The sequence below is a fragment of the Streptomyces sp. NPDC002088 genome, from assembly GCF_040296605.1.
GTDB lineage: Bacteria > Actinomycetota > Actinomycetes > Streptomycetales > Streptomycetaceae > Streptomyces.
The window spans coordinates 15,347-38,401 of sequence record NZ_JBEOXO010000039.1 but is presented as its reverse complement, the minus strand read 5'-3'; the positions used below and the strand labels follow the sequence as shown (position 1 = coordinate 38,401).

Sequence of the window (23,055 nt, the reverse complement as noted above, 5' to 3'; positions counted from 1 at the left end):
CTGCCTGGTCGTAGCGGGATCAGTGCGCGGCGACGGTGGGTTCGGGCTGTGTGGTCCCGTGGCGCCAGGCGGTGAGGCGTTTCAGTACCCAGTCGGCGATGGGCCGGACGCCGTCGTCGCTGGTGAGGGAGGTGAAGACGACGGGGAGGTCGCCGCGCCGCTGGGCCGCGTCGGAGGCCATGGTGTCGAGGTCGGCGCCGACGTAGGGGGCGAGGTCGGTTTTGTTGACGACGAAGAGGTCGGCGGTAGTGATGCCGGGGCCGCCCTTGCGGGGGATGTCGTCGCCGCTGGAGACGTCGATGACGAAGATTTGTGTGTCGACGAGGCCCTTGGAGAAGGTTGCGGTGAGGTTGTCGCCGCCGGACTCGACGAGGATCAGGTCCAGAGGGCCGAGGCGGTCCTCGAGCTCTTCTACGGCCTCCAGGTTGGCGGAGATGTCGTCGCGGATCGCTGTGTGCGGGCAGGCTCCGGTCTCCACGGCGGTGATCCGCTCGGGGGGCAGGACGGCCTCGCGGAGCAGGAATTCGGCGTCCTCACGGGTGTAGATGTCGTTGGTGACGACGGCAAGCGCATACGTGTCGCGCAGGGTGCGGCAGAGGGCGGCGACGGTGGCGGTCTTACCGGAACCGACCGGGCCGCCGAGGCCGACCCTGAGGGCGCGGCGGGTGCCGTCCGGGCGCTGGGAGTCGGCGGAGACGCCGCCGGGGCCGTCGTGCATGTGGTCGAGGTGCATGGGCGTGAGCTCCTTCGGGTGTGCAGAGAGTTCGGGTGCGGCGTCAGGAGGCGAAAAGGCGCATCGGCCAGGCGGCGTGCTGTTCGGCGGTGATGTCGAGCAGTGGCGACGACGCCGCCGGCAGGACGCCGACTCCCTCGTCGGCGACGCGAGCGGCGGCGTCGGCGGCCCGGCGGGCCACGGCGTCGACGTCATCGCAGAGACGGGCCAGGACCGCGGTGGCATCGAACGGGTTGAGGCCGAGGAGCCGTACGGCCGCGGTGGCGGGGCCTGTGACGTGGTTGAAGGCCGCGGCATGTGCGGCATCCAACGCGGTGAGGCCGGCCGCGTGGGCGGCGATGCCGAGCACTACGGGCTGGTGGGCGCCGCCCGGCAGATCGCGTGCAAGCCGCTCCAGCGCCTCGCACGGCCAGGCCGCGCGGGCTGCCCGCAGCATCTGCCGGCCCAGCTTGCGGGCCGTGGCCCGCAGCGCCGGGGCGGGCGTACGGGCGTCGGCGGCCTCGTCCAGGACGAGCGGGTCGCATCCGGCGGCGGCCGCTGCTGCCAGTGAGGCGGAGGTGAGCCCCGCGGTGTGCAGGCGGCCACGGCAGAACGCGTAGAGGGTGGCGGGATCGTGGACGGCGCGGGCGGCGACGGCGGCCTCGACGCCGCCGGAATGCGCATGGTCTCCTGCCGGGAAACGGCCGTCGGCGAGGACGAGGAGAGCAGTAGGGCTCATGGACGGGTGGCCATGCCTTTCGAGCATGCGTCGGGAAAGACGGGACAGACGACGTCCGGCCTGCCGGGCCGCCCGCCCCCGTCGTCCGCCAGACGGTCAGAAGATGAAGTAGCGCTGAGCCATGGGGAGTTCCGACGCGTAGTGCGTGGGGGCGGGCCGCTGAGGGCACAGCGCCTCGTCGGCCTGCGCCTGTTCCTCCTTCTGCCGGCGCAGTTCAGTGATGCAGACGTCCTCGATGAACACCTCGTAGGTGTTCGGGTCGACCCTGATGTCCGGGGTGGCATCGTTGAGCACCATGTGCCGTTTGAACACCTGGCGGGTGTCCTTGATCTCGTACAGGGACTTGCTGATGCCGAGTTCCTGCGCGGTGACCGTGGCCTGCGGGCTGACGAAGTTGACCGAGTTTGCGCCTGGCGCGTTTCCTGTAGAGCCCCACATCGGGCGGGGCAGGACGGGCTGCGGGGTGGGGATGGATGCGTTGGCGTCACCGACCTGCGCGTAGGCGATCTGCCCGCCCTTGAGGACGAGGTGCGGCTTCACGCCGAAGAACTTTGGCTCCCACAGCACCAGGTCCGCCAGCTTGCCGGTCTCCACGGAGCCGATCAGGTCGTCTGCGCCGTGGGCGATGGCCGGGTTGATCGTGTACTTGGCGACGTAGCGGCGGGCGCGGAAGTTGTCTGCCTCGTGCCGCTGCTGTTCCTGTTGATCGGCGGTGCCTTCGCGCAGCTGTCCGTAGCGGGTCTTCATCACGTGGGCGGTCTGCCAGGTCCGCATGATCATCTCGCCGATGCGGCCCATTGCCTGCGCGTCGGACGACATGATCGAGATGGCGCCCATGTCGTGCAGCAGATCCTCGGCCGCCATCGTCGAGGGGCGTACACGGGAGTCGGCAAAGGCTCGGTCGGCCTCCAGCTCCGGGTTGAGGTGGTGGCAGACCATCATCATGTCGATGTGCTCCTTGACAGTGTTGACCGTCAAGGGGCGCGTCGGGTTGGTGGAGGCGGGCAGGACGTTGTCCTCCCCGCACAGGGTGATCATGTCGGGGGCGTGGCCGCCGCCGGCGCCCTCGATGTGGAAGATGTGCAAGGGACGGTCCTTGAACGCGGCCTTGGTGCTCTCCACGAAGCCCGCCTCGTTCAGCGAGTCCGCGTGCAGGGCGAGCTGCACGTTGTTGGAGAGGGGTACGACCGTCCGGTCGTCGTCCCCTGGGCTGTTCCTGCCCTCGCACACCTTGAGGCAGGTGTCGATGACCTCGGGGGTGGCGCCCCAGTCCTCGTGGATCTTGAAGCCGATCACGCCGGCCTTCACCTGGCCGAGCATCGACTCCCGGGACATGGTGTTGCCCTTGCCCAGCACGCCGACGTTCACCGGGAACTCGTCGAGCGCCTTGAAGAGACGCTCGACGTGCCACTTGCCGGGGGTGACCGTGGTCGCGGTGGACCCCTCGGCCGGTCCGGTGCCACCACCGATCAGGGTCGTCACCCCGGACGCGAGGGCCTCCCCGACCTGCTCCGGGCAGATGAAATGGACATGGGTGTCCACCCCGCCCGCGGTCAGGATGCGGCCCTTGCCTGAGATCACCTCGGTCTCCGGGCCGATCACGAAGTCCGTCGGCCCGTCCGTCCGGCCCTCGTGGATCTTGCTCATGGTCTCCGGGTTGTACGCCTTGCCGAGGGCTCTGATCTTCCCGTCCCGGATCGCGACGTCCGCCTTGACCACGCCCCAGTGATCCAGGATCACCACGCCGGTGATCACTGTGTCCGGTGGACCGTCCTTGCCGTCGCCGCGTGGCGTCGCCGACTGGCCCATCGACTCACGGATCACCTTTCCGCCGCCGAAGACCACCTCGTGCCCGCTCCTGCTCGCCAGCGGGCTGACCTTGCTCCTGTCCTTGTCAGGGCAGTCGTCCTCGGCCGCAGGATCTGGCGGAGGGTCCGCCAGATCTTTGGTGAGACCGCCTGACCAGTCATCCGTGACCTTGATACGCAGCGCGGTGTCCGCCAGCCGGATCTCGTCCCCGGTCGTCGGGCCGAACAGGTCTACGTAGTCCTCGCGCTTGGTCGTCCTGGTGTTCTTCCGCTCAGCCACGGTCAGCTCCCTCACCGTCGGAGTCGTCCGGGGCCTGGTCCTGCAGCACCCCACCGACCAGCCCGCGCAGCCCCAGCACCTTCCGCTCGCCCTCGATGCGCACCAACTCCACCGTGCGGCGATCACCCGGCTCGAACCGTTCGGACGTGCCGGCCGCGACGTTGAGCCGCTTGCCGTACGCCGGTGCCCGGTCGAACTTGAGCCCTACGTTGACCTCATAGAAGTGGTAGTGCGACCCGACCTGCACCGGCCGGTCGGTCGGGTTGTGCACCACGATCTCGGTGACGTCCAGCTCTGGGTTCAAAGGCACTGCCTCGTCGACGAAGTCGACTTTGCCGGGGTGGAGTTCGATCTCCTCGCGCGGCGCGTCGAAGGGGTCGTGGATCGTCACCAGCTTCGTGCCGTCCGGGAACGTGGTCTCGACCTGGACGTTGTCGATCATCTCCGGGACACCGTCCATGACGTCGTCCCGAGTCAGGATCCCCCGCCCGGATTCCATGATCTCGCCGACGCTGCGACCGATCCGCGCTTGGTCGTAGACGTATGCGGTGAACAACGCCACCGCCTCCGGGTAGTTCAGCTTGATTCCCTGCTCTCTGCGCTGCCGCGCCACGCCGGCCGCCACATGGACCAGCAGGCGCTCCTGCTCATGGGGAGTGAAATGCATAGTGCCCTTCTCGGCTCCAGGGACGAACGTCTGTCGACGGCGCGAGCGCCGGGCTCACTGAAGCCAGAGGTCCGGGCCACGCTGCGTCAGGTCCGATCGTCCTAGCCCGGGCTGGCGCGTTGACGTGGAACTTTCGCTTTCACTACGGACGGGCGGCGGGGCGAACATTTCGTCGAGAGCGGAAGGGAAGAGATTTTGGAGCGCAAATCGACGATTCCCGGCCAGCAGGATTCGCCCCCCCTTAGGGGCGTGACACGCGAACGTTTCTGCGTCGAGGCAGTGGGCCCTTCGCTGAGGGGCGCACTGGCGGCCGGACGGGAGCCGCCCCCTTCGGTGATCACATACCGCTCCTTCAGTGCCGATGCCCGATCAGGAACCGGCACGCCACGCAGACATCTGATATCGGCAGTGGCCGGTTCACGGCCGTCGCCCGTGATGGTGAGGTGCCGCCCGTGCGCTGCGCGCGTCAAGGCGCGGGGTTCCGGTGGCGTTCTCCAGTGCGTGCCGCAGGCTGGCGGCCTCGGATTTCGATTTCGGCGTTGCGCAGGGCGAGGACCTGGAACTGGTTCGCGTAGGCGCGGATGGTCTCTTGCAAGGCCTGCACGGTCTGCGCAGGTTCCCGCCGAAGCTTGGTCTTGTCGCGCTTCAGCTGGCGGATCTGTTCGCGGAGGCGGACGGCCTTGGGCTGGTGGGCGTCCCGGTTGTCCCGGGCCTGGGCGAACTTCTGCTTGAAGGTGTCATCGGCGCGGTAGTAGGCGTGCCGGCCGACTCCGGCTTCCTGGCAAAGGATGCGGACCGTCAACGCGCTGTCGGTCACGGTCGGCTGGGCGGCCAGGAGGCGGGTGAGCACGTCGTCGAGCCGGGCCTGGGTGGACGATCGGATCATGCCGGGAGCTCCTGCGTGTCAGCGGTGTCCTGAAGGTCGGCGATGAGGTGGCCGAGGCCGGCGATGAAGCCGGCCACACAGGTGTTTGGCCAGGGAACGTCCCAAGCAGCGAGCTGTGCGCGGGTGAAGCCGCCCGCGGGCGGCTTGTCAGGGTGACGTTGGAGTGCTGAGGGGGAGGCCGGTTCCGGCTATGAAGCCGTCGAGGACGTCGGGCCGGTGCTGGAGGCGCTTGAGCCGGTTGCGTACGAGTGCTTCCAGGCGGTCGAGGGCGACGGCGGCGAGGTTGGCCAGGCTGCGCTTGACGTGGGCCCACACCCCTCGACCGGGTTCAGGTCCGGCGAGTAGGCAGGCAGCAGGAACACCGTCAGCCACTCACGCTCGGCGATCAGGCGCCGCATCTCGCGGGAGACGTGGGTGCTCAACCGGTCCCACACGAGCACGACCGGCGCCTCGAGGGGCTGGTGGACGCCGTCCAAGGGGCCGAGGTAGTCCCGCTCGCCCGTGCTGCGGCGCTCGCCCTTGCCCGCGGCGTGGGCGCGCACGCGGTGGCACAGGCGGGTGCGGAAGCCCGGCCGCCAGGCGGTCAGCCCGGCCACCGACAGGCGTCCGGAGCGGCGGCCGCTGACCGTCACCACCGGGGTGACGCCGCGCCTGCCTCAGGTGCGTGTGGCCGAGGCTGGGACGCGGGCAAGAAGGTGGCAGGCCGGAGGCGACATGTCATCACGGACTGCCGTCTATTGCTCGTTCGGGCGAGGCGGATTCTCGGCCAAGCACCGGTCTCTGCCGACGATGCTTCGGCCCAGGTCATCAGGTCTGGGCTGGTGGGGGGCTTCTGTCCGCGTCAGGCCCAGGTGACATGATGGTCCAGTGCCAGAGCTGATCCGCCCCGACTTCCGCCTGCACGCCTCGTATGTGGATGCGATGCGCGAGCTCCAGGCAGAGGGGCGGGGAGGTCCTGATGACGACTCCACGCTGGGCAGGGCTATTCGCGAGTACGGCCCCCGGTGGCAGGACCCGCAGGTCTTCGCCGAGTACGTCGACGGGATCCTCGCCGACGCCGAGGTGGCAGGGAACCCGGAGGGGTATGTCCCTCGCAGCACGTTCTGGTACGTCGACGGAAACACCTACCTGGGACGGGTGGCGATCCGCCACTTTCTTACACCGGCGCTGCTGGAACGCAACGGTCACATCGGCTACTACGTCCGGCCGACAGCCCGCCGCCGCGGCCACGCCACGGCGATGCTGCGCGCCGCGCTCCCCCTCGCCCGCAAGCTGGGCATCGAGTCGGCCCTGATCACCTGTGACCTGGACAACACCGCGTCTCGCAAGGTGATCGAAGCCTGTGGCGGTGTGTACGAAGGCGCCCGCAGCGGCAAACTGCGCTTCTGGGTGCCTACGCTCGCCCGGATCTTCAATCAGGACCAGGGACAGGCAGGCGATGCGCCCCGGTAGGGCGCCGCGCCCAAGCTGTCTAGTCCAGATCTGATCGTTGGCAGCGATGTCACCGTGAACTCGGCCGGACCGCTGGCTGTCGACGACTGGTGACGGAGGTCTGGGACTTCAACGAGGGCGCCTACACCTTTTACCGGACTGCCGGCCTGCGACCGACCGCGAGGACGCTCGATCAGGAGCTCTGACCTCCCAGATGTTCCACGTGATGTCGGCGACGCTTGCCGGTCCACCAGAAACTCGGTGACAGGATCCAGCGAACGCCAACGCTTCTCCTCCGCGGCATCGGCGTCGGGCAGCAAGGGCGCGACACGACCAGCCAACTCCTTTGCCGCATCCTCATCCAGCTCGAACGGATGCCGGAACGGATCCACTTCTGCCCAGGTCAGGGCGTGCGCCCACAGCTCAGTCGCCACACCACTCTGCCGTGTGCAGACGCTCGATCACCAACCCAACATCGAGCGGCAGCGCCACAGTGCTGGGAAACGACCTCCGTCGCCTCCGGAATGCCTGGCCAGGGGCTCTCGTGAACAGTCCCGTAGTGGACGTCCCGTAGCGCTGGCTACGGCGTCGTCAAACGGGCTCTGGCATGACGACTCGAAGCGGCCCCGTTTCTTGAAGATCCATGACGGCTCGAAGCGGCCTCGTGCCAGCATGGCCCGGTCTCTGCCAGAGCCCGCTAGCGGACGCCCTGGCCAACGCCTGCCCGTGCATGGTGAACATCGTTCCCCATGGCATCGGCACGCTGTACGCGTGGGTGCCGATCCGTCCGGCGACGTGACCGCCCAGGGCGCCCGGCGTCGGGGTGTGAGCGGATCGCAGGATGTGCAGCAGAGGCTCCCAGGTCGTGAACTCATGGAGCGTGGACAACAGGTGCCTCCGATCGGCGCGGTCAACGTGGCGAGGTGATTATCACGGGAGGCACTGACAGCCTCCTTCTCCAGCGGCACTCGGCCTCGCCGACCGTTTGCCTTGAACGGCGAGGAACCTGCGGAAGCCGCCGACCACGGTCCGCCAGACCCAATCCGGATCCCCGGTGTTCTGCCGCTGTACCACTGCTGGAGTCGTCTGGGGCAGCGGTCGAAGTGCTGGCGGTGCGCGGCGATCATGGTCGGTGGTTCGGGCGTTTGTCCCAGGGGTGAGTCGTCCATGTCCGCCGGATCAGACTGCGCATGGTGATGATCGTGTCGGCGAGGTCGAAGAGTGCGTCGACGACGGTGGCGCGCCGCAGCGGCTCAAGCGCGGCGAAGTGGTGGGGCGGCTCGTCGCCGTCTACGAGTGAGCCGACCGGTCCAGTTCACGCGCGGTGATCAGGCCGAGCACAGTCGCGACGATACTGGCTCGCTCGCCGGTACGGTCTATCCAACTTTGGCGGTCTGCTCATCCAGTCCGCGAGCAGTCGCCTGGGCGCCGCGCGTGCGCAGGAACACTGAACGCTGGTCGGCTGTCGCCGCGCAGGAGAAGGGAGACTCCTTACGGACCTTTGCCGCTCGGTGCGCTACTTCTGAGGTTGAACAGGTTGTGCACGAGGCGGAGTTCGGCAACGATGCGGGCAGCCCACTGGCGCCCGGTCGATCCGGTTGCCGACGGCGCCCACGCCGGTCCATCGCGTACGTTCGCGGTGCTGGAGGAACAGATGGCGACGTACGTCTGGCCTTCGAGGCCGAGGAAGAAGTCTCCAGGTCTCCTCGACTCGTGTGTCTTGGCGCTGACAGATCTCTTCCCGAGCTCTCCCGTTCCCGACGCACCCTCAGCAACTGGAGACAAGCGTCTCCAGAACTGCAGATAGCAGCGAGTGCAGGCTGATCCTGCGCCACGAACGCTGGTCGTCATCCACCTCCCTTGAACCCCTTCATCTTCCTTGTGCCGTAACGGAGTTACTTGTCGTCGTATGGTCAAAGCGACATCGCCCCACTACCCTCAAATTTCAGCTGAGTTCATTGCAAGAGGGGATCTGTCCCTCCTCATGCCTCCTGTGCCTGAGGTGGCGCCCGGGATCCTCGGTATGGAGAGGTGCCGCACGAGTCTCGGTTCCATCGACGTCAGGGGGGTCCGTTGTGTCTGAATTGACCATTCGTTTCGACGGAGATGACCAAGAGGTCGCAGCCCACGTGAAGAGCCTGGTGGGCTACCTCAAGGACACGGAGAAGCTGGCTCGTGCCAAGATCGAGGCGGTGAAGAAGCCTACTAAACCTGGCCAGATGGGTGGGCTTGAAGACTTCCTGCGCATGTTCGCCGAGGACCCACGGGTGTTCATCGCAGCGCTGGGGATGGTGGGCGGGTGGATGAACTGGCTGACCCCACGGCGTGCCCCTGAAAACTTCACCGTCAGTGTGACCTGTCCGAACGGTGCAGTGATCAGCGGTACTGTGCGAAGCGCAGCGGACGCCTCAAGGCTGCAGGAACAGCTCCGGCGGGACTGTTTGCCGTGTGAGGGGGCCGGATGACCTTGCCGTTGCCGACGCGACTGCTGGACCGAGAGAGGTCGTGGGCAATTCTTGTGGGCGCCTCGGAGTATGACTCTCCCAGTCTGCCCAAGATTCCCCAGGCCATAACGAGCGTGGAGGACCTCGGGCGTGCTCTGACCGGGCCGACAGGGCTGTTCCGTAAGGAGCACGTGATCACTGTCATGGACCCCGGAAGCACTGAGGACATCCTCGGGCCGATGAACCGGATAGCACGCCATGAACCGGATGTGGTGCTCTTCTACTACGTGGGCCACGGCCTGCAGGAGTCCTTCGAAGGCCGCGGGCTCGGGTTCATGCAGCTGTTTCTGTCACTCCGCGGTTCGATCGACGAGGACGCCGACAGAATCCGCACCGGTCTGCCTATCGGCGTCGTCTTCAGCCGTTTGCGGTCTCTGCAAGCAGAACAATCCGTCGTCGTCCTCGACTGCTGCTTCGCTGGCCGAGCCCTGGACGATCCGAACGCGGGAGACGTCCATGTCCTCTGCGCCACAGGCAAGACCGGCAACGCGCGGTATGAGTTGACTGATAGGCACACGGTTTTCACTGGAGCTCTGCTCCGACTCTTCGAACGGGGAATTCCGGACGGTCCACCGAACCTTGATCTGCACACGGTGTTCCACCATTTGTCTACGATGCTCCCCACCACTCCCACGGATTCGTACAACCCGGACTGGGATCTGGAGCGTCCGCGGCAGCGTGCTACGGACCACAGCGGCAGCATCTCCTTCGTTCGCAACACCGCGTTCGGTACGGCGCTCACCCCAGAAGGCCTCGCTGCTCGTGCTGAATTTGCCCGGCGAGTGGCCAAGCTCGGGGACCATCCGCTGCTCACAGTGGGCGAGCAGCGAATGTTGGTGGCTCACTCGAAGGACCTCTACGCATCGATCACGACCGACTCCCTAGGACTTGGCTCCGACGCGAGTAGGGGTCGCTGAGTCTCCATTGCGTGGCAAGTTGACCAGCTCGTTGGCCTTGTCCGTCGGCAGGCCTGCCGCTCCTCGCCCGGCCGGGTCTGTGTCCAGCTGAGGCCGCGCTCTGGACTTCCGAATCCTGCCGGCTTGGTGGACATCCTTCAGGCGCACACATGCCGGTAGGGCAAGTCCGGGATGTACAAAGCCCATTCGGCGCGCGTCAAATCACGCCCGGCCCGTTTGCACAAGGCTGTGACGAGAACGTCCGGGGCGAGCGCGGTCTGGACGAGGAAGACGCCTGGCCGAGATGCCGACTGCTCCCAGGAGATCGCATCGTCCTGCCCCACGACACGCAGGCTTCGTTCACCGGGGCCAAAGGCCAAGCCGGTGACGGTCAGAGTCTTACGCAGCGGAAGCGGGGCACCGAGTGCCTGTAGCGTGCGGGTATCCCAGAGCGTGACCTTGGGGGCCAGAGGCTCCTGAGCTGCCAGCAGGTGACCGTCTGCGGAAAAGGCCAACAGGCCGCCGCTGGAGCGCATGCCGTTGCCGAAGGAGTAGGCATTCCCTCCGTCGAGATAGGTCAGCCGTTTGGTGGCTGTGCTGTTCCACAGCGCCAGACCTCCGGCGTAGTCGGTCGCGGCCAGCAGTGACCCGTCCGGACTGAACGCAACCTGTGTAGCCGTGGCGTAGCGGGCAAGGGTGATTTTCCGTATCCGCCCCGATGCCACGTCGATGATCTCGCCGGCATCCGACACCAGACGATGTCCGTCGACGCTGATGGCCAGCAGATTGCCCGCGACATTCCGGATGGTGCGGATCACAGCACCGGTGTCCACCTGCAGGGCCTGCACGGTGCGGCCGTCGTTCAGTGCGGCAGCCGCCACAGTACCGTCGGCGCTCAGCAGCAGGCCTCCGCCTGGTCGGAACGGGGGCCCTGTCTTGACTGGTGACGAGAAGACCAGCCCCCTCCTGCGGTAGGTGTGTGTGTCCCACACTGTTGCCGTGGATGCTGCGGGGTCGCCGACCACCAGAATCCGTCCGTCAGCGCTGAGCACCATCGCACTGGTGTCGGAGACTCCGGGAGCACCGCCGGTGCCGCGGCCGGTCGTCAGGACCCGTCCATAGGCCTTGCCTGTAGAAGGGTTGGCGATGCGTACCTTGTTGCGCTTGCCGTCAGGAGTCTGCACGGCCATGACCTGCCCATCGGCACTGATCACGCTCGCTCCGGCCCTAGCGGAGAACGTACGGCCTGCTCCGCTGTACATGGCGATGGACCTGACAGCCGGTCCGGCATTGGTACCGCGCAGAAAACGCAGCGTGTGACCGTCCGGAGCGAAGGCCGCGAAGCTGGCGTCCTCGTTGCTCAGCGGGTAGGTCGCTTCGTCAATGCCCTGATTGCTCAACGGCACCAGTGTGATCTCCTGCTCGTCAGCGAGTGCGAGTCGTGTCCCATCAGGGGTGAACGCGACGGAGATGGAGAACGGAAAACCGGGGCCGAGGACGTGAAACGACGAGAAAGTCGACCGCGAGCGGCCTGTGCGGGTGTCCCACAGCATGAACTGGCCGGCTGATACCCCTGAGGTGAAGACGGCAGCTGCCAGCAGTTTTCCGTCGGGGCTGAAGTGCCAGGAGCCCTCATCACACACGACGGAAGAGGCCAGGCGCCGAGGGGTGCTCCGTCGGGCCGACACGTCCCACAGTTCCAGCGCCGCGCCCTGAGGTCCCTCATCGCGTGGCCAGTCGCACAGCGCCAGACGGCCGCTTTGAGCGAATTCTGCTGTGGTGGCAGGGTCCGGTGTCTGGAGCAGCCGGCGGTGAGTGACGGTGTCCCAGACCTCCGCATGGTCGCCGGCGTTCAAGGCCAGAAGTCGGCCGGAGGCGTCCAGAGCCAGCGGTTCGCTGTCCCCGTCGCCCACCATCTGCGCTGTCTGCCGACCGTGCACGACGTCCCACAGCCGCACTCCCTCACCCGACTGGACGGCCATCACCCGCCTGTTGAAACTGATGACAGCCCCGCGCACCGCACCGCTGGTGTGAGGCACGGGCACGACGAATTTGCTGGTGAGCTTCTTGGTCGCAACGTCCCACACGTGCGCGGTGCCGGACTCGTCGACGTCCATCACCACACGGCTGTCCCCGGACAAGTGAACCTGGGGCTCGGGCAGATCGGGCAGGGAGAAGGTGTCCTGGTCCTGCTGCACGGTGGCGGTCAGCAGGCCGGATCGCGACTCGGGCACCTGCGCGGTCTTCCACGCGGCGACGTTCAGCAGCATCGCCGTCTGGGGATCGAACCGGCGCAGGGTGTCGGCCCGTGCGGCAATGTTGCGGGCGGCCGCCTGCCGCTGGTTCGTCGCCAGAGCTTGGGAGCGCTGCCAGGCCAGCAGCCCGGCCACGAGAGCCAGCACCAGCAGCAGGCTGCCTCCTATACCCAGCACACGCCGTTTGCTGGCGCGCCGCCGCTCCAGGGACATCGAAGCGTCCAGGAAGTCCTGCTCGACGGCGGTAGGACGCAGATGGGCGGGTGAGCCAGCCGCCCAGGCGACCTCCTCACGCAGTAGGACCGTCTGCTGGCGCAGTTCGCTGTCTTTGCGCCCGGCTTCCTGCCACAACCGTGCAGCGGCCGCCAGACGCTGGCGGATCAGGAGACCGGCTCGGTCGTCCTCCACCCAGGTGCGCAGCCGCGGCCAGGCCCGGATGAGGATTTCGTGGGCGATCTCCACCGCATCGGTGTCCCGGGTGATCAGCCGGGCCTGCGTCAGAGCGTCCAGCACGAGCGCCGCATCCGGCAGAGGTAGGTCCACGAGCAGATCGGCCAGGCGCATACGGCGCCGGGTCTCGGTCTTGTCGGTGACCTGGATCAGCCGCAGCAGCAGCGTCCTCGCCAAATCCTGGAAGGCTTCCGTCTCCAGAGCGTCGTAACAGGCGTCCGCCGTGGCGGCGATCGCGCCATGGATTCCCCCCGCGTCACGGTAGCCCGCGAGCGTCAGCGTGCCGTTCTCACGCAGCTCCCACACTGCTTGCAGCGCATGAGCCAACAGCGGAAGCGCTCCCGCATCCGCGGCCCCGTCGCTTTCCTCTGTCTCCTCACCCTCGTCGCTCTCCGCTTTCAGCCCCAGGTCGCGCAGCATGACGTCGACCAGCCCGGGCTGGAGCTTGAGACGGCACAGTTGCGCAGGCGCGGTGATGGCCTCGGCCAGGCCGGTTTGTGTCAAAGGACCAACCACCACGGCCTGTTCGAGTGCCTGCTCCAGCTCCGGCCGGGCCAGGCACTCGGGGTAGAAGTCCGCCCGCACGCCGAGAACCACCAGTGCACGCCCTGCCCCGTCCGCGTCCTTGGCGGCCGCGCTCAGGGCCTGGACGAATGCCTGACGCTCCCCGGGGTCCCCACACAGAGTGAAGACCTCCTCGAACTGATCGACAATGACCACCAGGCGCGTCCGCTCGGTGCCCTGCCCTCCTGCCCTGCTCTTGAGGATCTTCCCGACAGACTCGCACACGTACTCAGGGCGCGCCTGCACGGCGGCCGCAATCGCTTCTGCGTCCTCACCCGCCTTCAGACGGGCCAGCTCCGCGGCCAGAGCCGCCACAGGCCGGCTCGTCGGGGTGAACCGGATATGGGGCCAGGTGGCAGAGCCGAGAAGACCCAGATCCCCCCGTCCCAGCGCCGGCACCAGACCGGCACCGAGCAGCGACGACTTCCCCGCGCCCGAAGGGCCGACCACCACCAGCAGCTCCGGGGCATCCATGCGCTGTGCCAGCTGCGCGGTCAGCCGCTCAAGCAGCTTTCCTCTTCCGAAGAACCACGGCGCCTGCTTCGGGCCGAACGGCACCAGACCCGGGTAGGGACACACTGCCACCGTCTCCGTCCCGGCATTGTCCTGTGCCTCGCCGGCCGGCTCGCTGTCCGCCGGCGGCCGGTAGGCGGGATTGGCACACAGCACCAGCTCGCCTGCCCGTCCGCTCACCCGCTGACGGGGGACCGGGAACCCCCGCTCGTCCAGGATCCGCCTCAAGGAGTGCGCCGTCCCCAGCAGCGTCAGCTGCGGCCCCGCCTGAGGGTCCCCCTGCAACAGCAGTCTGATCAGCTCGCCGGTGAACGCCGTGTGCACCGCTCCCTTCGGCGCGAGCGCCAGCTCCTCCCGGGCCGCGGCAGCCAGCACGAACCCGCCGTCGATCTGTGCGAGATCGGCCTCCAGCCCTTCCGGCCCCGGCCCGAGGAACCCGACAGCCCGCCCGGAAAAGCAGCAGTCCAGTGTCACCACCAGAGCACTCGCCGAACTCAGCAGCAGCGAATCACGCACTGACGCGTACGGCAGCGCCGTATGCGCAAGCCACCCCGGCTCCGTCCGAGTCCTCCCCGTCGCCAGATGCAGCTGGCCGCTCGGACTGACCAGACCGTGGCCCACGTAGTGGAACCAGAGCACACCGGCCTGCCGCCCGATCTCCTCAGCGACGGCCCGTCCCAGTTCCCCGGGCTCCTGGGGATCCAGCACCACACGCACGTTGGCCTCGTCCACGCCGCACCGCTCCACCAGCGCCTGCCCCAGGTCGTGGACGCTGGCCGCGACCGCGGCCACGTCCTCCAGGCCCGAGTCCGCACTGTAGGTGCCGCATCCCGCCAGAAGGACCCGGGCGTCGGCCGCACCGAGAGTCCCCATCCGTTACTCCCCGTCCGGTGTGCGGGAACCGTGCTCCAACTGGCGGGTGAGATCTTCCACCAAGGCGCGGACCTCATCCGCACCGCGCAGGCTCCGCGCCAGCGGCGCCGACACCTCCACCGACGTCCCGTCCGGCCGGCTCAGCCTGCACACCACGTCCCCGACCGACTGCCGCCGGACCCACGACACCACAGCACCCACCAGGACCGCCGCGGCCCCACCAGGAGCCAAGGCAACGGCAAGCGCCTCGATCAGACCGCCCAGCCCCTCCGGCTGCTGCGGCGCCTCGACGAAGCTGACCCGTCCGCGCCATTGGGGCTCATGTGTTAGCGCAGCGTGAATCGACCGCAGAAGATCGCTTGGAACCCCGCCGCGGATCTCGATCCGGACTGTCTCGCTCACCGGTCCCCCCGATGCCGTCACTCCCTGTGTATGACGAGATACTGCACTCACTTAACGGGGCGCAATCCTCAAGCAGGCTTATATGCCTACTAGTTATCTATTTCTGGCATGACCTTCCTCTCGGTAGGCACAGTTTGAACAACGGACGACACGAACCGCACGGGATCAACACTCCGGGAGGTTCTGAGGGCGGCGCGGTCGTCAGGCGACTGCCTGAGATGACATCACGTATCGGTTGGTAACCAGGGACGGTTCCTCCTGCAGTCTTGAGTCAGTGATAGTTGGTTCCCGTTGCCGTTGGGTCAGATATGTAGATCGGCGCGAGTCCAGGCGATCTTGTCCGCCGGATATGCGGCACCTGGCCCGGGGGAGTTGGCGTTCCCCGGTAGGTGATCTTTCGCTGTGGCAGTCGACCCAGCCTCTCACGCAGGCGGCAGCTGTGACGCAGGCGCATCATGAAAGGGTGGGGAGAAGGAATTTGTCCACTGTGCGGCAGATCGGAGGGTCCCATGCCAGCCTCCGAGGGGGACGGCTCAGTCAAGTCACTCGCAGAGGACGCGTTTGTCCGCGACGTAGCGGCGCTCCTCGAACTTACGCCTGAGGAGGTCCAACGCAGGCGGCAGGCTTGCCTTTTGATGATCTCGCCCGAGTCAAGTGGGAAACGAGACTGGGCCGTATTCGACGCAGATCCAGGCCTTTCTGTCTCTGCCGCGGAATTTCTCGGCAAGAGGAAGCGCTGATGAGCCTCCGTCTTCAGATTGCCGTCGCTGATGCGTGCCTTGTCATTGCGGCGTTCAACCAGCGAGACAACGATCATGATGAACCGCTCCGGGTTCGGTAGGGACTCGATCATTTGAGAGGATCGAGTCATGGCACGTCCTTCCCAGTACCCGCTTGAGCTGCGCCGTCGTGCGGTGCGGATGGTCGCCGAGGTGCGGCCGGAGTACGACACCGAGTGGGCCGCGATGAAAGCGGTCGCCCAGAAACTGGGCATCGGCACGACCGAGACACTCAGGAAGTGGGTCCGGCAGGACCAGATCGACGCCGGCGCCCGTCCAGGCACCACGACGGAAGAGTCGGCTGAGCTGAAGCGGCTGAAGAAGGAGAACGCCGAGCTGAAGCGAGCGAACGAGATCCTCAGGGCAGCGGCGTCTTTCTTCGCGTCGAGCTCGACCGGCCACACACGCGCTCGTAGCCTTCATCGACGAGCACCGGGACCGCTTCGGCGGTGTCGAGCCGATCTGCCGCGTGCTGACCGAGCACGACTGCAAGATCGCCCCCTCCACCTACTACGCCCACCACAAACGCCAGAGGGTGCCGTCGGCCAGGTCCGTGCGGGACGCCGAGCTGAAGGAGCGGATCAGCGAGGTCTTCGAGGCGAACTACCGTGTCTAAGGGGCGCGGAAGATCTGGCGTGAGCTGAACCGGCAGCACCACCAGGTGGCCCGCTGCACTGTCGAACGCTTGATGCGCGAGCTGGGCATCGCCGGAGCGGTCCGCGGCAAGCGCGTCATCACCACGCTGCCTGGCGGGCAGGCCGAGCGGGTCCCGGACCTGCTGGACCGGGACTTCGTTGCCGGCGCCCCGAACCGCTGCTGGGTCGCGGATTTCACCCACGTGAAGACCTGGGCCGGTGTCGTCTACGTTGCCTTCGTCGTGGACACCTTCTCCCGTCGGATCGTCGGCTGGTCCGCGGCCACCGTGAAGGAAACGGTCTTCGTTCTGGACGCCCTGGAGATGGCGATCTGGCAACGCGACCGCGACCAACACCCCGTCCAGCCGGGCGAGTTGATCCATCATTCCGACGCCGGGTCGCAGTACACGAGTTTCCGGCTTGCCGAGCATCTGGACGCTGCCGGCATTGCCGCCTCGATCGGATCGGTCGGTGACGCCTACGACAAGCACTTGTCATCACACTGCACCTCTTCTCCTATCGGGTTCACTTTGAGGTCGTCGTTACTGGTCGGCGGTGGTCGAGGCGTACGCCTTGCTGGACGCGGGGCGGGTTGGGTCCCGGCTGAGGGTAAAGACAGGCGTTCTTGTCGTTGTACTTCTCGCCCTCGAGCAGACCGGCACGGTGCCATTTCCAGACGGTGGGGACGCTGACGCCGAGGAGTTCGGCGAGTTCGTGGGCGGTGAGCAGGCCACGGTCCCGCAGCCGGTCGAAACGGCTTGTGAGCTGGTAGTTCTCGCGGATGTCGCGAACCAGGAGGCGGTGGAAGGGCAGGCCCTTGCCGCTGGTCAGGCCGCGCTGGTTGAGGATGTCGGCGATCTCCGCGTCGGTATGGTCCTCGAGGAGGGTGTCGATGGCGGCGACGATGGACTTCGGGGTCTGCCACAGTTTCCCGCCGCCCAGCGGGAGAGACGGGTCGAGGGTGTGGTGCCGGCCGCCGGACAACCGGACCTGGGCGGTGATCCGTTCGGCCTTGGTGAGGGTGACGTCCGTGATCAGCAGGCGGGCGATGCGTTTGCGTTCCCGCATCGGGGTGCCCGGATCGTGCCAGAGCCGGTGCACGTCGCCGGCGAGGTGGGCCAGTTTCTCCCGCAGCGCCTCGTTGACGGGTTCGGCTTCGGTGCGGGCGCGTTCGATGTCCTTGCGGGCTGCGGCAACATCGCGCAGGGCCGCGTTCCAGTCCGCTTCCAGGCTGTCGGCGACCAGACGGTTGTCCGGATCGACCGCGAGATAGCGGCGTTTGGTCAAGTCGGCGCGGTGCTGGGTGCGTTGGAGGTGGGTGGAGCGGAGTCGGTCGGCCTCGGCGGCCTGGGCGGCGAGGCGGTCGGTGACTTTCAAGGCGGCCTCGACGGCGAGTGGGGTCAGCTCGTCCAACAGCAGCGTGGCGATGGCCTGTTCGATGCCGGGGCCGGGGATGCGCTGGCAGACTGTGCCGCCGTTTTGGATGGCGTGGGTCATGCACCGGTAGTCGCAGACTTCGCGGCCTTGCCGCAGGTGATAGGCGATGGTCATGCGCCGGCCGCAGCGGCCGCAGATCACCAGGCCCTGCAGCAGCGCGGGCCCCTCGCGCGGTGCGGTCGCGGTGCGCTCGAGGCCGCGGGAGGCGGCCTGGGCGGCGAGTGCGGTCTGGTTCGACTCCCACTGGGCGAAGGTCACATAGCCTTCGTGGTGATCTGGGATGAGGGTGTCCCACTGCTCGCGGGGCAGCAGCCGGATGTGGGTCCTGCCATCCGGACTGCGCTCGACTTTGCGCCGTCCATAGCAGAACGCCCCTGCATAGAGAGGGTTGTGGAGGACGTTGAGGACCTGCCAGTGCTTGAGCGGGCCCCAGACCAGCTCGCCCTTGTGGGGACCGGTGCGGATACGGGAGGGGAACGTGAGACGGCCGGCGGCGAAGGCCTTGACGATCTGGCGGGCCGAGCCGGTGGCCACGAAGAGGTCCAGCACGTGGTCGACGACGGCCCGCACCGAAGCGTCGGGGTCCTTGACGATCCGGTCGGCATAGTCGTGGACATAACCGACCGGCAGGCCCTGCTTCAGCTCACCGCGGCGGGCCTTGGCCAGCTGCCCGCCCCGCAACCGGGCTGCCAGCAGGTGGAGTTCGGCCTCTGACATGGTGCCTTTCATGCCCAGCACGAGCCGGTCGTTGAAAGTCCGCGGATCGTATAGTCCGTCCTCGTCCAGGATCAGAGTTCCGGACAGCGCACAGATCTCCAGCAGCCGGTGCCAGTCGGTGTTGTTCCTGGCCAGGCGGGACACCTCGAGTCCCAGGACGATCCCGGCATGTCCCATGGAGACCTCGGCGACCAGGTGCTGGAAGCCGTCCCGGCCCGCCATCGAGGACCCTGAGCGGCCCTGATCGGAGTCGATCACGATGATCTGGGAGTCCTCCCAGCCCAGCGCGACGGCCCGGCCGCGAAGAGCGTACTGCCGCTGGGTGGACTCGCTGTTGTTGACGACCTGCTTGAGCGAGGACTGGCGCACATACAGATACGCGTCCCGCCGCAGATGCTCCGCCGTGACCTTCCCACTCTGCTCGATATTCACCGCACCCTCCTCGCCGCGTCGCTGTGGTTATCCGCTGCGGCAGCCCCCGGCCGCCGTCCATGCCATGCGCGCCAGCACCTCCACCAACTCGCCCGCCACCGCGGCCGGCGCGTGCCGAACGGCCGGTAATGGAACGGGGATTCGGGCGACTGCCTTGACCCAGGCGGCCATGCCGCAGCGGGCCAGCACCGCCCAGCCGTGCCGGGATCCCCCATCGACTCCGCCGAGGACCGCGGCCCGCAGGTCCTCATACCTTCCAGCCACCTCGGCCCCACCCACCTCGACTGCCGCCTCGTCAGTAATGGGCTTCCTCCGCAGTGCGCGGTTCGCGCCGCCTGGCCAGGGCTTTCTCCACCGACCGCGGATGAACGGTGATCCCGAACCGTTCCAAGACCGCTTCCGCCAGCTGGGCCGACCGCACCGAGGCATCGTCGGCCCGGAGTTGTTCGATGAAGGCCATGACCTCCTCGGTGAGCTTGCGCGGTCCCTTCGGGCCGGGCTTGCCCGGCACCAGCGCGGCCGGCCCGCCCGCGTCCAGCGCGGCGGCGATCACATAGAAGGTCTGCCGGCAGAACCCGAAGGCCGCAGCGGCTTGGGCCACGGGGACCTTGTCCACCCTCACCCGTCGCACCATCTCGTACTTGACCTGCACCACATCGTCCGGGTCCAGGAACGGACAAGCGGCGAAGTCCTCGTCGGTCACGGCTTCGGGCCGCGGATTGAGCGCCCGGAACTCCTTCAGTGCAGCCTTCTTGTCTGCCGGCTGGCTCATCGCGCCTCCCCGTCGATCCCGATGTCCCCAGAATCAGACCGCCCACCACCGCAGCCAAGAGCGCGAAGGCCGAGCAGAGAAGCGGAAGAAGCAGGCCACGGACCATCCCGAACCTCCGCACGCCCCCAGCGGCACCTGCGAGCGCCCCCGGCAGCGGCTTCAATCCCACGACGATCACGGCGTCATCTCCCCGACACCGTTCCGGCCGCCAGACAACAGCCCGGCCACCAGATCCGCCGTGGCGCGTCCACCGGGGTGGACGTCAGAGTTTTGTCATCGTTTGCCGACCCGTTCGGGAGAGCCCGCGGCCTACGGTCGGGACACGCGCAAGCCGAAGCTCCCCACCTCACCCACGTTCTGGCGCAGCCCCGTGCGTGGTCCCTGGTTCACCTCGGCGCTCGGCTCGTGCTGCTCGGCGGGATCACGGTGCTGTTCGTGACGGGGCTGCTGTCGTACGCCGCGTACAACCCGAACCTGGCCCCGGTGAACGATCAGACCCCGGACAAGGGCCTGCTCGGCTTCTATCTCTTTTCCTGGCCGACCGACCCGTCGTGGCTGTACCGCCTCACGCAGGGCGTCCACGTCACGCTCGGGATCACGCTGATCCCCGTACTGCTGGCGAAGCTGTGGTCGGTCGTGCCGAAGCTGTTCACGCTGCCGCCGGTGCGGTCGCTCGCACACGGGCTGGAGCGGGTCTCGCTGCTCCTGCTGGTCGGGGGCGCGCTGTTCGAGTTCACGACAGGTGTGCTGAACGTCCAGCTCGACTACATCTTCCCGGGTTCCTTCTATCCGCTGCACTTCTACGGCGCCTGGGTGTTCTTCGTGGCGTTCGTGGCGCACGCGGTGCTGCGGGTTCCCATGGCGCTGCGCAATCTGCGTCATCTCCGGGGTGAGGGGCAACGTCCCGAAACGGAAGAGGAGTTGGTGGCACCGGATCCCGATCCGCCCACCGTCTCGCGGCGTGGTGCCGTCGGGTTCGTGGGTGGTGGATCGCTGGTGCTGTTCGCCACGACGGTCGGGCACAGCTTCGACGCGCCGCTGCGGGAGTCGGCCGTACTCGCGCCGCACGGCGGCCCCGAACCGGGCAGCGGCCCCGGCGGTTTCCAGATCAACAAGACGGCCGCGGCGGTCGGCATCGACATGCGGGAGACGACCGGGGAGACATGGCGGCTGGTCGTCGAGGGGCGTGGGCGCACGGTCCGGCTGAGCCTGGACGAGCTCATGCGGCTCCCGCTCCACAGTTCCGAGTTGCCCATCGCCTGTGTGGAGGGCTGGTCGACCTCCGACCAGTGGTGGCGGGGAGTGCGGCTGCGGGAGTTGGCGCGGCTCGTCGGATACGAGGAGGGCGCGGCGCCCGACGTGCTGGTGGAGTCGTTGCAGCGGCACGGGGCGTTTCGCCGGGGCGCCCTGCGCTACAACCAGGTGCGCGACCCGCGCTCCCTGCTGGCCCTGTTCGCCAACGGCGAGGATCTGACCCCCGACCACGGTTACCCCGCGCGGATCATCGTCCCCGCGGCGCCCGGCGTGCTCAACACCAAGTGGGTGGCCTGGATGACGTTCGGAGACCTGTGATGCGAAGGCCGTTGGGGAAGCCCGTTCTGGGCAGTCCGCTCCAGATCCTGCTGCTGGCCTGTTCGTTCGCGCTCGCCGGGTACGCCGGGGTGCGGCTGCTCGCCGGCGACTGGTTCGGGGTGGTGCTGTGGTTCGTGGGTGCGGCGGTCTTCCACGATCTGGTGCTCGTCCCGTTGTACGCGGGGGCGGACCGGGCTGTGACGAGGGGGCTGGGCGGGGTCGGTCGCCGTGAGTGGACGCTCTACGTCCGGTTCCCTGCCGCGTTCTCGGCGCTTCTGCTGCTGATGTGGTTTCCGCTGATCAGCGGGCAGATGGCGGGCCTCTACCGGTCCGACACCGGTCTGTCCGGCGACGGCTTCCTCGCCCGCTGGCTGCTGGTCACGGCGGTGTTGTTCGGGGGTTCCGCCGTGCTGTTCGTGCTGCGCTTGCGGAGGTCTGCGCGGTCGGAGCGGTTGCGCAGGGCGACAAAGGAGCGGCCCCCGGCCGCCCACTGAGCGTCTCGGCGCCAGCCCGTCCGGCGGGCGTATAGCAGGAGGGCGGGGGTGCCGAGGCGGGCCCATGGGAAGGAGGTACTGGCGGTACCGCGGCCGTCGGCGACGCGAACCTGCACGCGTTCGTCGATGTCGACCGGGGCTGTCTCGGCGATCAGCACTCCGTCGGGGGTGACGAGTTCGGTCATCCGGAGCAGGAGGGCGGCCGGGTCGCCGCCGATGCCGACATTGCCGTCGACGAGGAGGGCGGTGTCCCAGTGGCCCTCGCCGGGGAGCGCCTCGAAGACGGACCGGCGCAGCGCCTGCCCGCCGAGCCGCACGGTGTGGGCGACGGCCGCCTCGCTGACGTCGATACCCAGCGCTCGTCGCCCCTGCGCGGCGAGCGCCGCCACGAGCCGGCCGGGCCCGCATCCCACGTCGAGTACGACCCCTTCGCACCGCCGTAGTACCTCCAGATCGGCAGTATCGGCCTCGGCACACCACCGCTCCACCTCCAGCGGCAGCAGCCGGCCGTCGCTACTGCGGAGGTAGAGGGGGCCGCGGCCGGTGCGCAGGGCGGCGGAGTAGGGGTCGCCGGACCAGGGGTGTGCGGTGCCGTCGGACGGTGCGGGGGACGCGCGCACGATGGTTGGTGCGGTCCGCTCGACGAGATCTTGCCGCGGGTGATGCGTGAAGCGCAGAGGCTGGTGGCCCGTGAGGCTCAGCGATGGGTGGCCTGTGAGGCCGGTTGCCGGGCGCCCCACGGCAGTCGACGGTGGGCGCTCCAGGGCGCCCGGTAAAGGCGCCACCTCGTGTGCCGGGTTCATCAGCCGACTCCCGCTTTCAGCCGTGCCGATTCCGTCGCGAAGCGGCTGCCGGGTGGCGCGACTGCTGGGACGAGCCGCTCCCGCTGCACCGCATCCGTCATGGGTGTCGGCCGAGGGAGGACCGCGTCGACAGGCGCCGTGTCCGGTTCTGTTGTGGGAGAGGTGGTCACGGCTTTCACACTACGGGCACGAATAGGATGTATCAGACTTCCGGTCCTTGCGGAACACGGACGTCGGGGCGGGGGCACGGCACGTCGGTGAGGCCACTGTGCAGAAAGGCTCCACCATGTCCCACAGCCGTGGGGGCTCGTACGCGGCCACGCGCAGGACGTAGACGATGCGTCGCCCAGGAAGTACGCCGTACGGGTGATCTCGGCTCCGACGCCGAACGCTGTACCTCTTCGGCGACCTGTGGGCCCTGTTCACCGCGCTCA

15 protein-coding genes and 3 pseudogenes are annotated in these 23,055 nt (G+C 67.8%); 6 read left to right on the top strand and 12 right to left on the bottom strand.

Annotated elements, in window-relative coordinates:
- Positions 1 to 19: 19 nt before the first annotated feature.
- From ureG to ABT114_RS45130, 6 genes and pseudogenes are all read right to left on the bottom strand, one after another.
- Positions 20 to 733 carry an urease accessory protein UreG gene (gene ureG, locus ABT114_RS45155; protein ID WP_351151652.1) on the bottom strand — a complete coding sequence of 238 codons (714 nt, stop codon included), beginning with the start codon at positions 731 to 733 and terminating at the stop codon, positions 20 to 22.
- A gap of 43 nt (positions 734 to 776) precedes the next feature.
- A complete protein-coding gene (locus ABT114_RS45150; RefSeq protein WP_351151649.1) occupies positions 777 to 1,451 on the bottom strand; it encodes an urease accessory protein UreF in 675 nt (224 codons plus the stop codon).
- 96 nt (positions 1,452 to 1,547) lie between these two features.
- The gene (gene ureC / locus ABT114_RS45145; RefSeq protein ID WP_351151647.1) at positions 1,548 to 3,539 is read right to left on the bottom strand and encodes an urease subunit alpha; all 1,992 of its coding nucleotides are present in this window, start codon (positions 3,537 to 3,539) and stop codon (positions 1,548 to 1,550) included.
- Positions 3,532 to 4,206 carry an urease subunit gamma gene (locus ABT114_RS45140; protein WP_351151644.1) on the bottom strand — a complete coding sequence of 225 codons (675 nt, stop codon included), beginning with the start codon at positions 4,204 to 4,206 and terminating at the stop codon, positions 3,532 to 3,534. Before ABT114_RS45140 ends, ureC begins: the two co-directional genes overlap by 8 nt.
- A gap of 466 nt (positions 4,207 to 4,672) precedes the next feature.
- Positions 4,673 to 5,092 carry a hypothetical protein gene (locus ABT114_RS45135; protein ID WP_351151641.1) on the bottom strand — a complete coding sequence of 140 codons (420 nt, stop codon included), beginning with the start codon at positions 5,090 to 5,092 and terminating at the stop codon, positions 4,673 to 4,675.
- 147 nt (positions 5,093 to 5,239) lie between these two features.
- Positions 5,240 to 5,748: pseudogene (locus ABT114_RS45130) on the bottom strand (transposase); the annotation flags it as partial.
- 211 nt (positions 5,749 to 5,959) lie between these two features.
- On the opposite strand from ABT114_RS45130, the gene ABT114_RS45125 reads away from it, so the two are divergent.
- The 3 genes from ABT114_RS45125 (at position 5,960) to ABT114_RS45110 (ending at position 9,944) form a co-directional block, all read left to right on the top strand.
- On the top strand, positions 5,960 to 6,544 hold the full coding sequence (locus ABT114_RS45125) for a GNAT family N-acetyltransferase (protein ID WP_351151639.1): 585 nt from the start codon (positions 5,960 to 5,962) through the stop codon (positions 6,542 to 6,544).
- A 2,054-nt stretch (positions 6,545 to 8,598) separates the two neighbouring features.
- Positions 8,599 to 8,988, top strand: a complete 390-nt coding sequence (locus tag ABT114_RS45115; RefSeq protein WP_351151636.1) for an effector-associated constant component EACC1 — start codon at positions 8,599 to 8,601, stop codon at positions 8,986 to 8,988.
- On the top strand, positions 8,985 to 9,944 hold the full coding sequence (locus tag ABT114_RS45110; protein WP_351151634.1) for a caspase, EACC1-associated type: 960 nt from the start codon (positions 8,985 to 8,987) through the stop codon (positions 9,942 to 9,944). Before ABT114_RS45115 ends, ABT114_RS45110 begins: the two co-directional genes overlap by 4 nt.
- Positions 9,945 to 10,081: 137 nt before the next feature.
- Here ABT114_RS45110 and ABT114_RS45105 read toward each other — a convergent pair whose 3' ends face one another.
- Both ABT114_RS45105 and ABT114_RS45100 read right to left on the bottom strand, forming a co-directional pair.
- Entirely contained in the window at positions 10,082 to 14,578 is a 4,497-nt protein-coding gene (locus tag ABT114_RS45105; RefSeq protein ID WP_351151631.1) for a caspase, EACC1-associated type, read from the bottom strand.
- Between the two features lie 3 nt (positions 14,579 to 14,581).
- Entirely contained in the window at positions 14,582 to 14,980 is a 399-nt protein-coding gene (locus tag ABT114_RS45100) for an effector-associated constant component EACC1 (protein WP_351151629.1), read from the bottom strand.
- Positions 14,981 to 15,849: 869 nt separating this feature from the next.
- Here ABT114_RS45100 and ABT114_RS45095 point away from each other — a divergent pair.
- Both ABT114_RS45095 and ABT114_RS45090 read left to right on the top strand, forming a co-directional pair.
- The gene (locus tag ABT114_RS45095) at positions 15,850 to 16,398 is read left to right on the top strand and encodes a transposase (protein WP_351151626.1); all 549 of its coding nucleotides are present in this window, start codon (positions 15,850 to 15,852) and stop codon (positions 16,396 to 16,398) included.
- Positions 16,388 to 16,867, top strand: a pseudogene (locus tag ABT114_RS45090) (DDE-type integrase/transposase/recombinase); the annotation flags it as partial. The gene ABT114_RS45095 and the pseudogene ABT114_RS45090, both read left to right, overlap by 11 nt.
- A gap of 52 nt (positions 16,868 to 16,919) precedes the next feature.
- On the opposite strand, the gene ABT114_RS45085 reads toward ABT114_RS45090, so the two are convergent.
- From ABT114_RS45085 to ABT114_RS45075, 3 genes are read right to left on the bottom strand one after another with little or no spacing between them, the layout of a single operon-like run.
- Positions 16,920 to 18,980 (bottom strand): recombinase family protein, encoded by a 2,061-nt coding sequence (locus ABT114_RS45085; protein ID WP_351151623.1) that lies wholly within the window; start codon positions 18,978 to 18,980, stop codon positions 16,920 to 16,922.
- A gap of 27 nt (positions 18,981 to 19,007) precedes the next feature.
- Complete coding sequence (locus ABT114_RS45080; protein ID WP_351151620.1) at positions 19,008 to 19,244, bottom strand: hypothetical protein; 237 nt, start codon at positions 19,242 to 19,244, stop codon at positions 19,008 to 19,010.
- A gap of 31 nt (positions 19,245 to 19,275) precedes the next feature.
- Complete coding sequence (locus ABT114_RS45075) at positions 19,276 to 19,752, bottom strand: helix-turn-helix domain-containing protein (protein WP_351151618.1); 477 nt, start codon at positions 19,750 to 19,752, stop codon at positions 19,276 to 19,278.
- Between the two features lie 280 nt (positions 19,753 to 20,032).
- Here ABT114_RS45075 and ABT114_RS45070 point away from each other — a divergent pair.
- Positions 20,033 to 21,324, top strand: a pseudogene (locus ABT114_RS45070) (molybdopterin-dependent oxidoreductase).
- Between the two features lie 322 nt (positions 21,325 to 21,646).
- On the opposite strand, the gene ABT114_RS45060 reads toward ABT114_RS45070, so the two are convergent.
- Entirely contained in the window at positions 21,647 to 22,438 is a 792-nt protein-coding gene (locus tag ABT114_RS45060; protein ID WP_351151615.1) for a class I SAM-dependent methyltransferase, read from the bottom strand.
- Positions 22,439 to 23,055 lie beyond the last annotated feature (617 nt).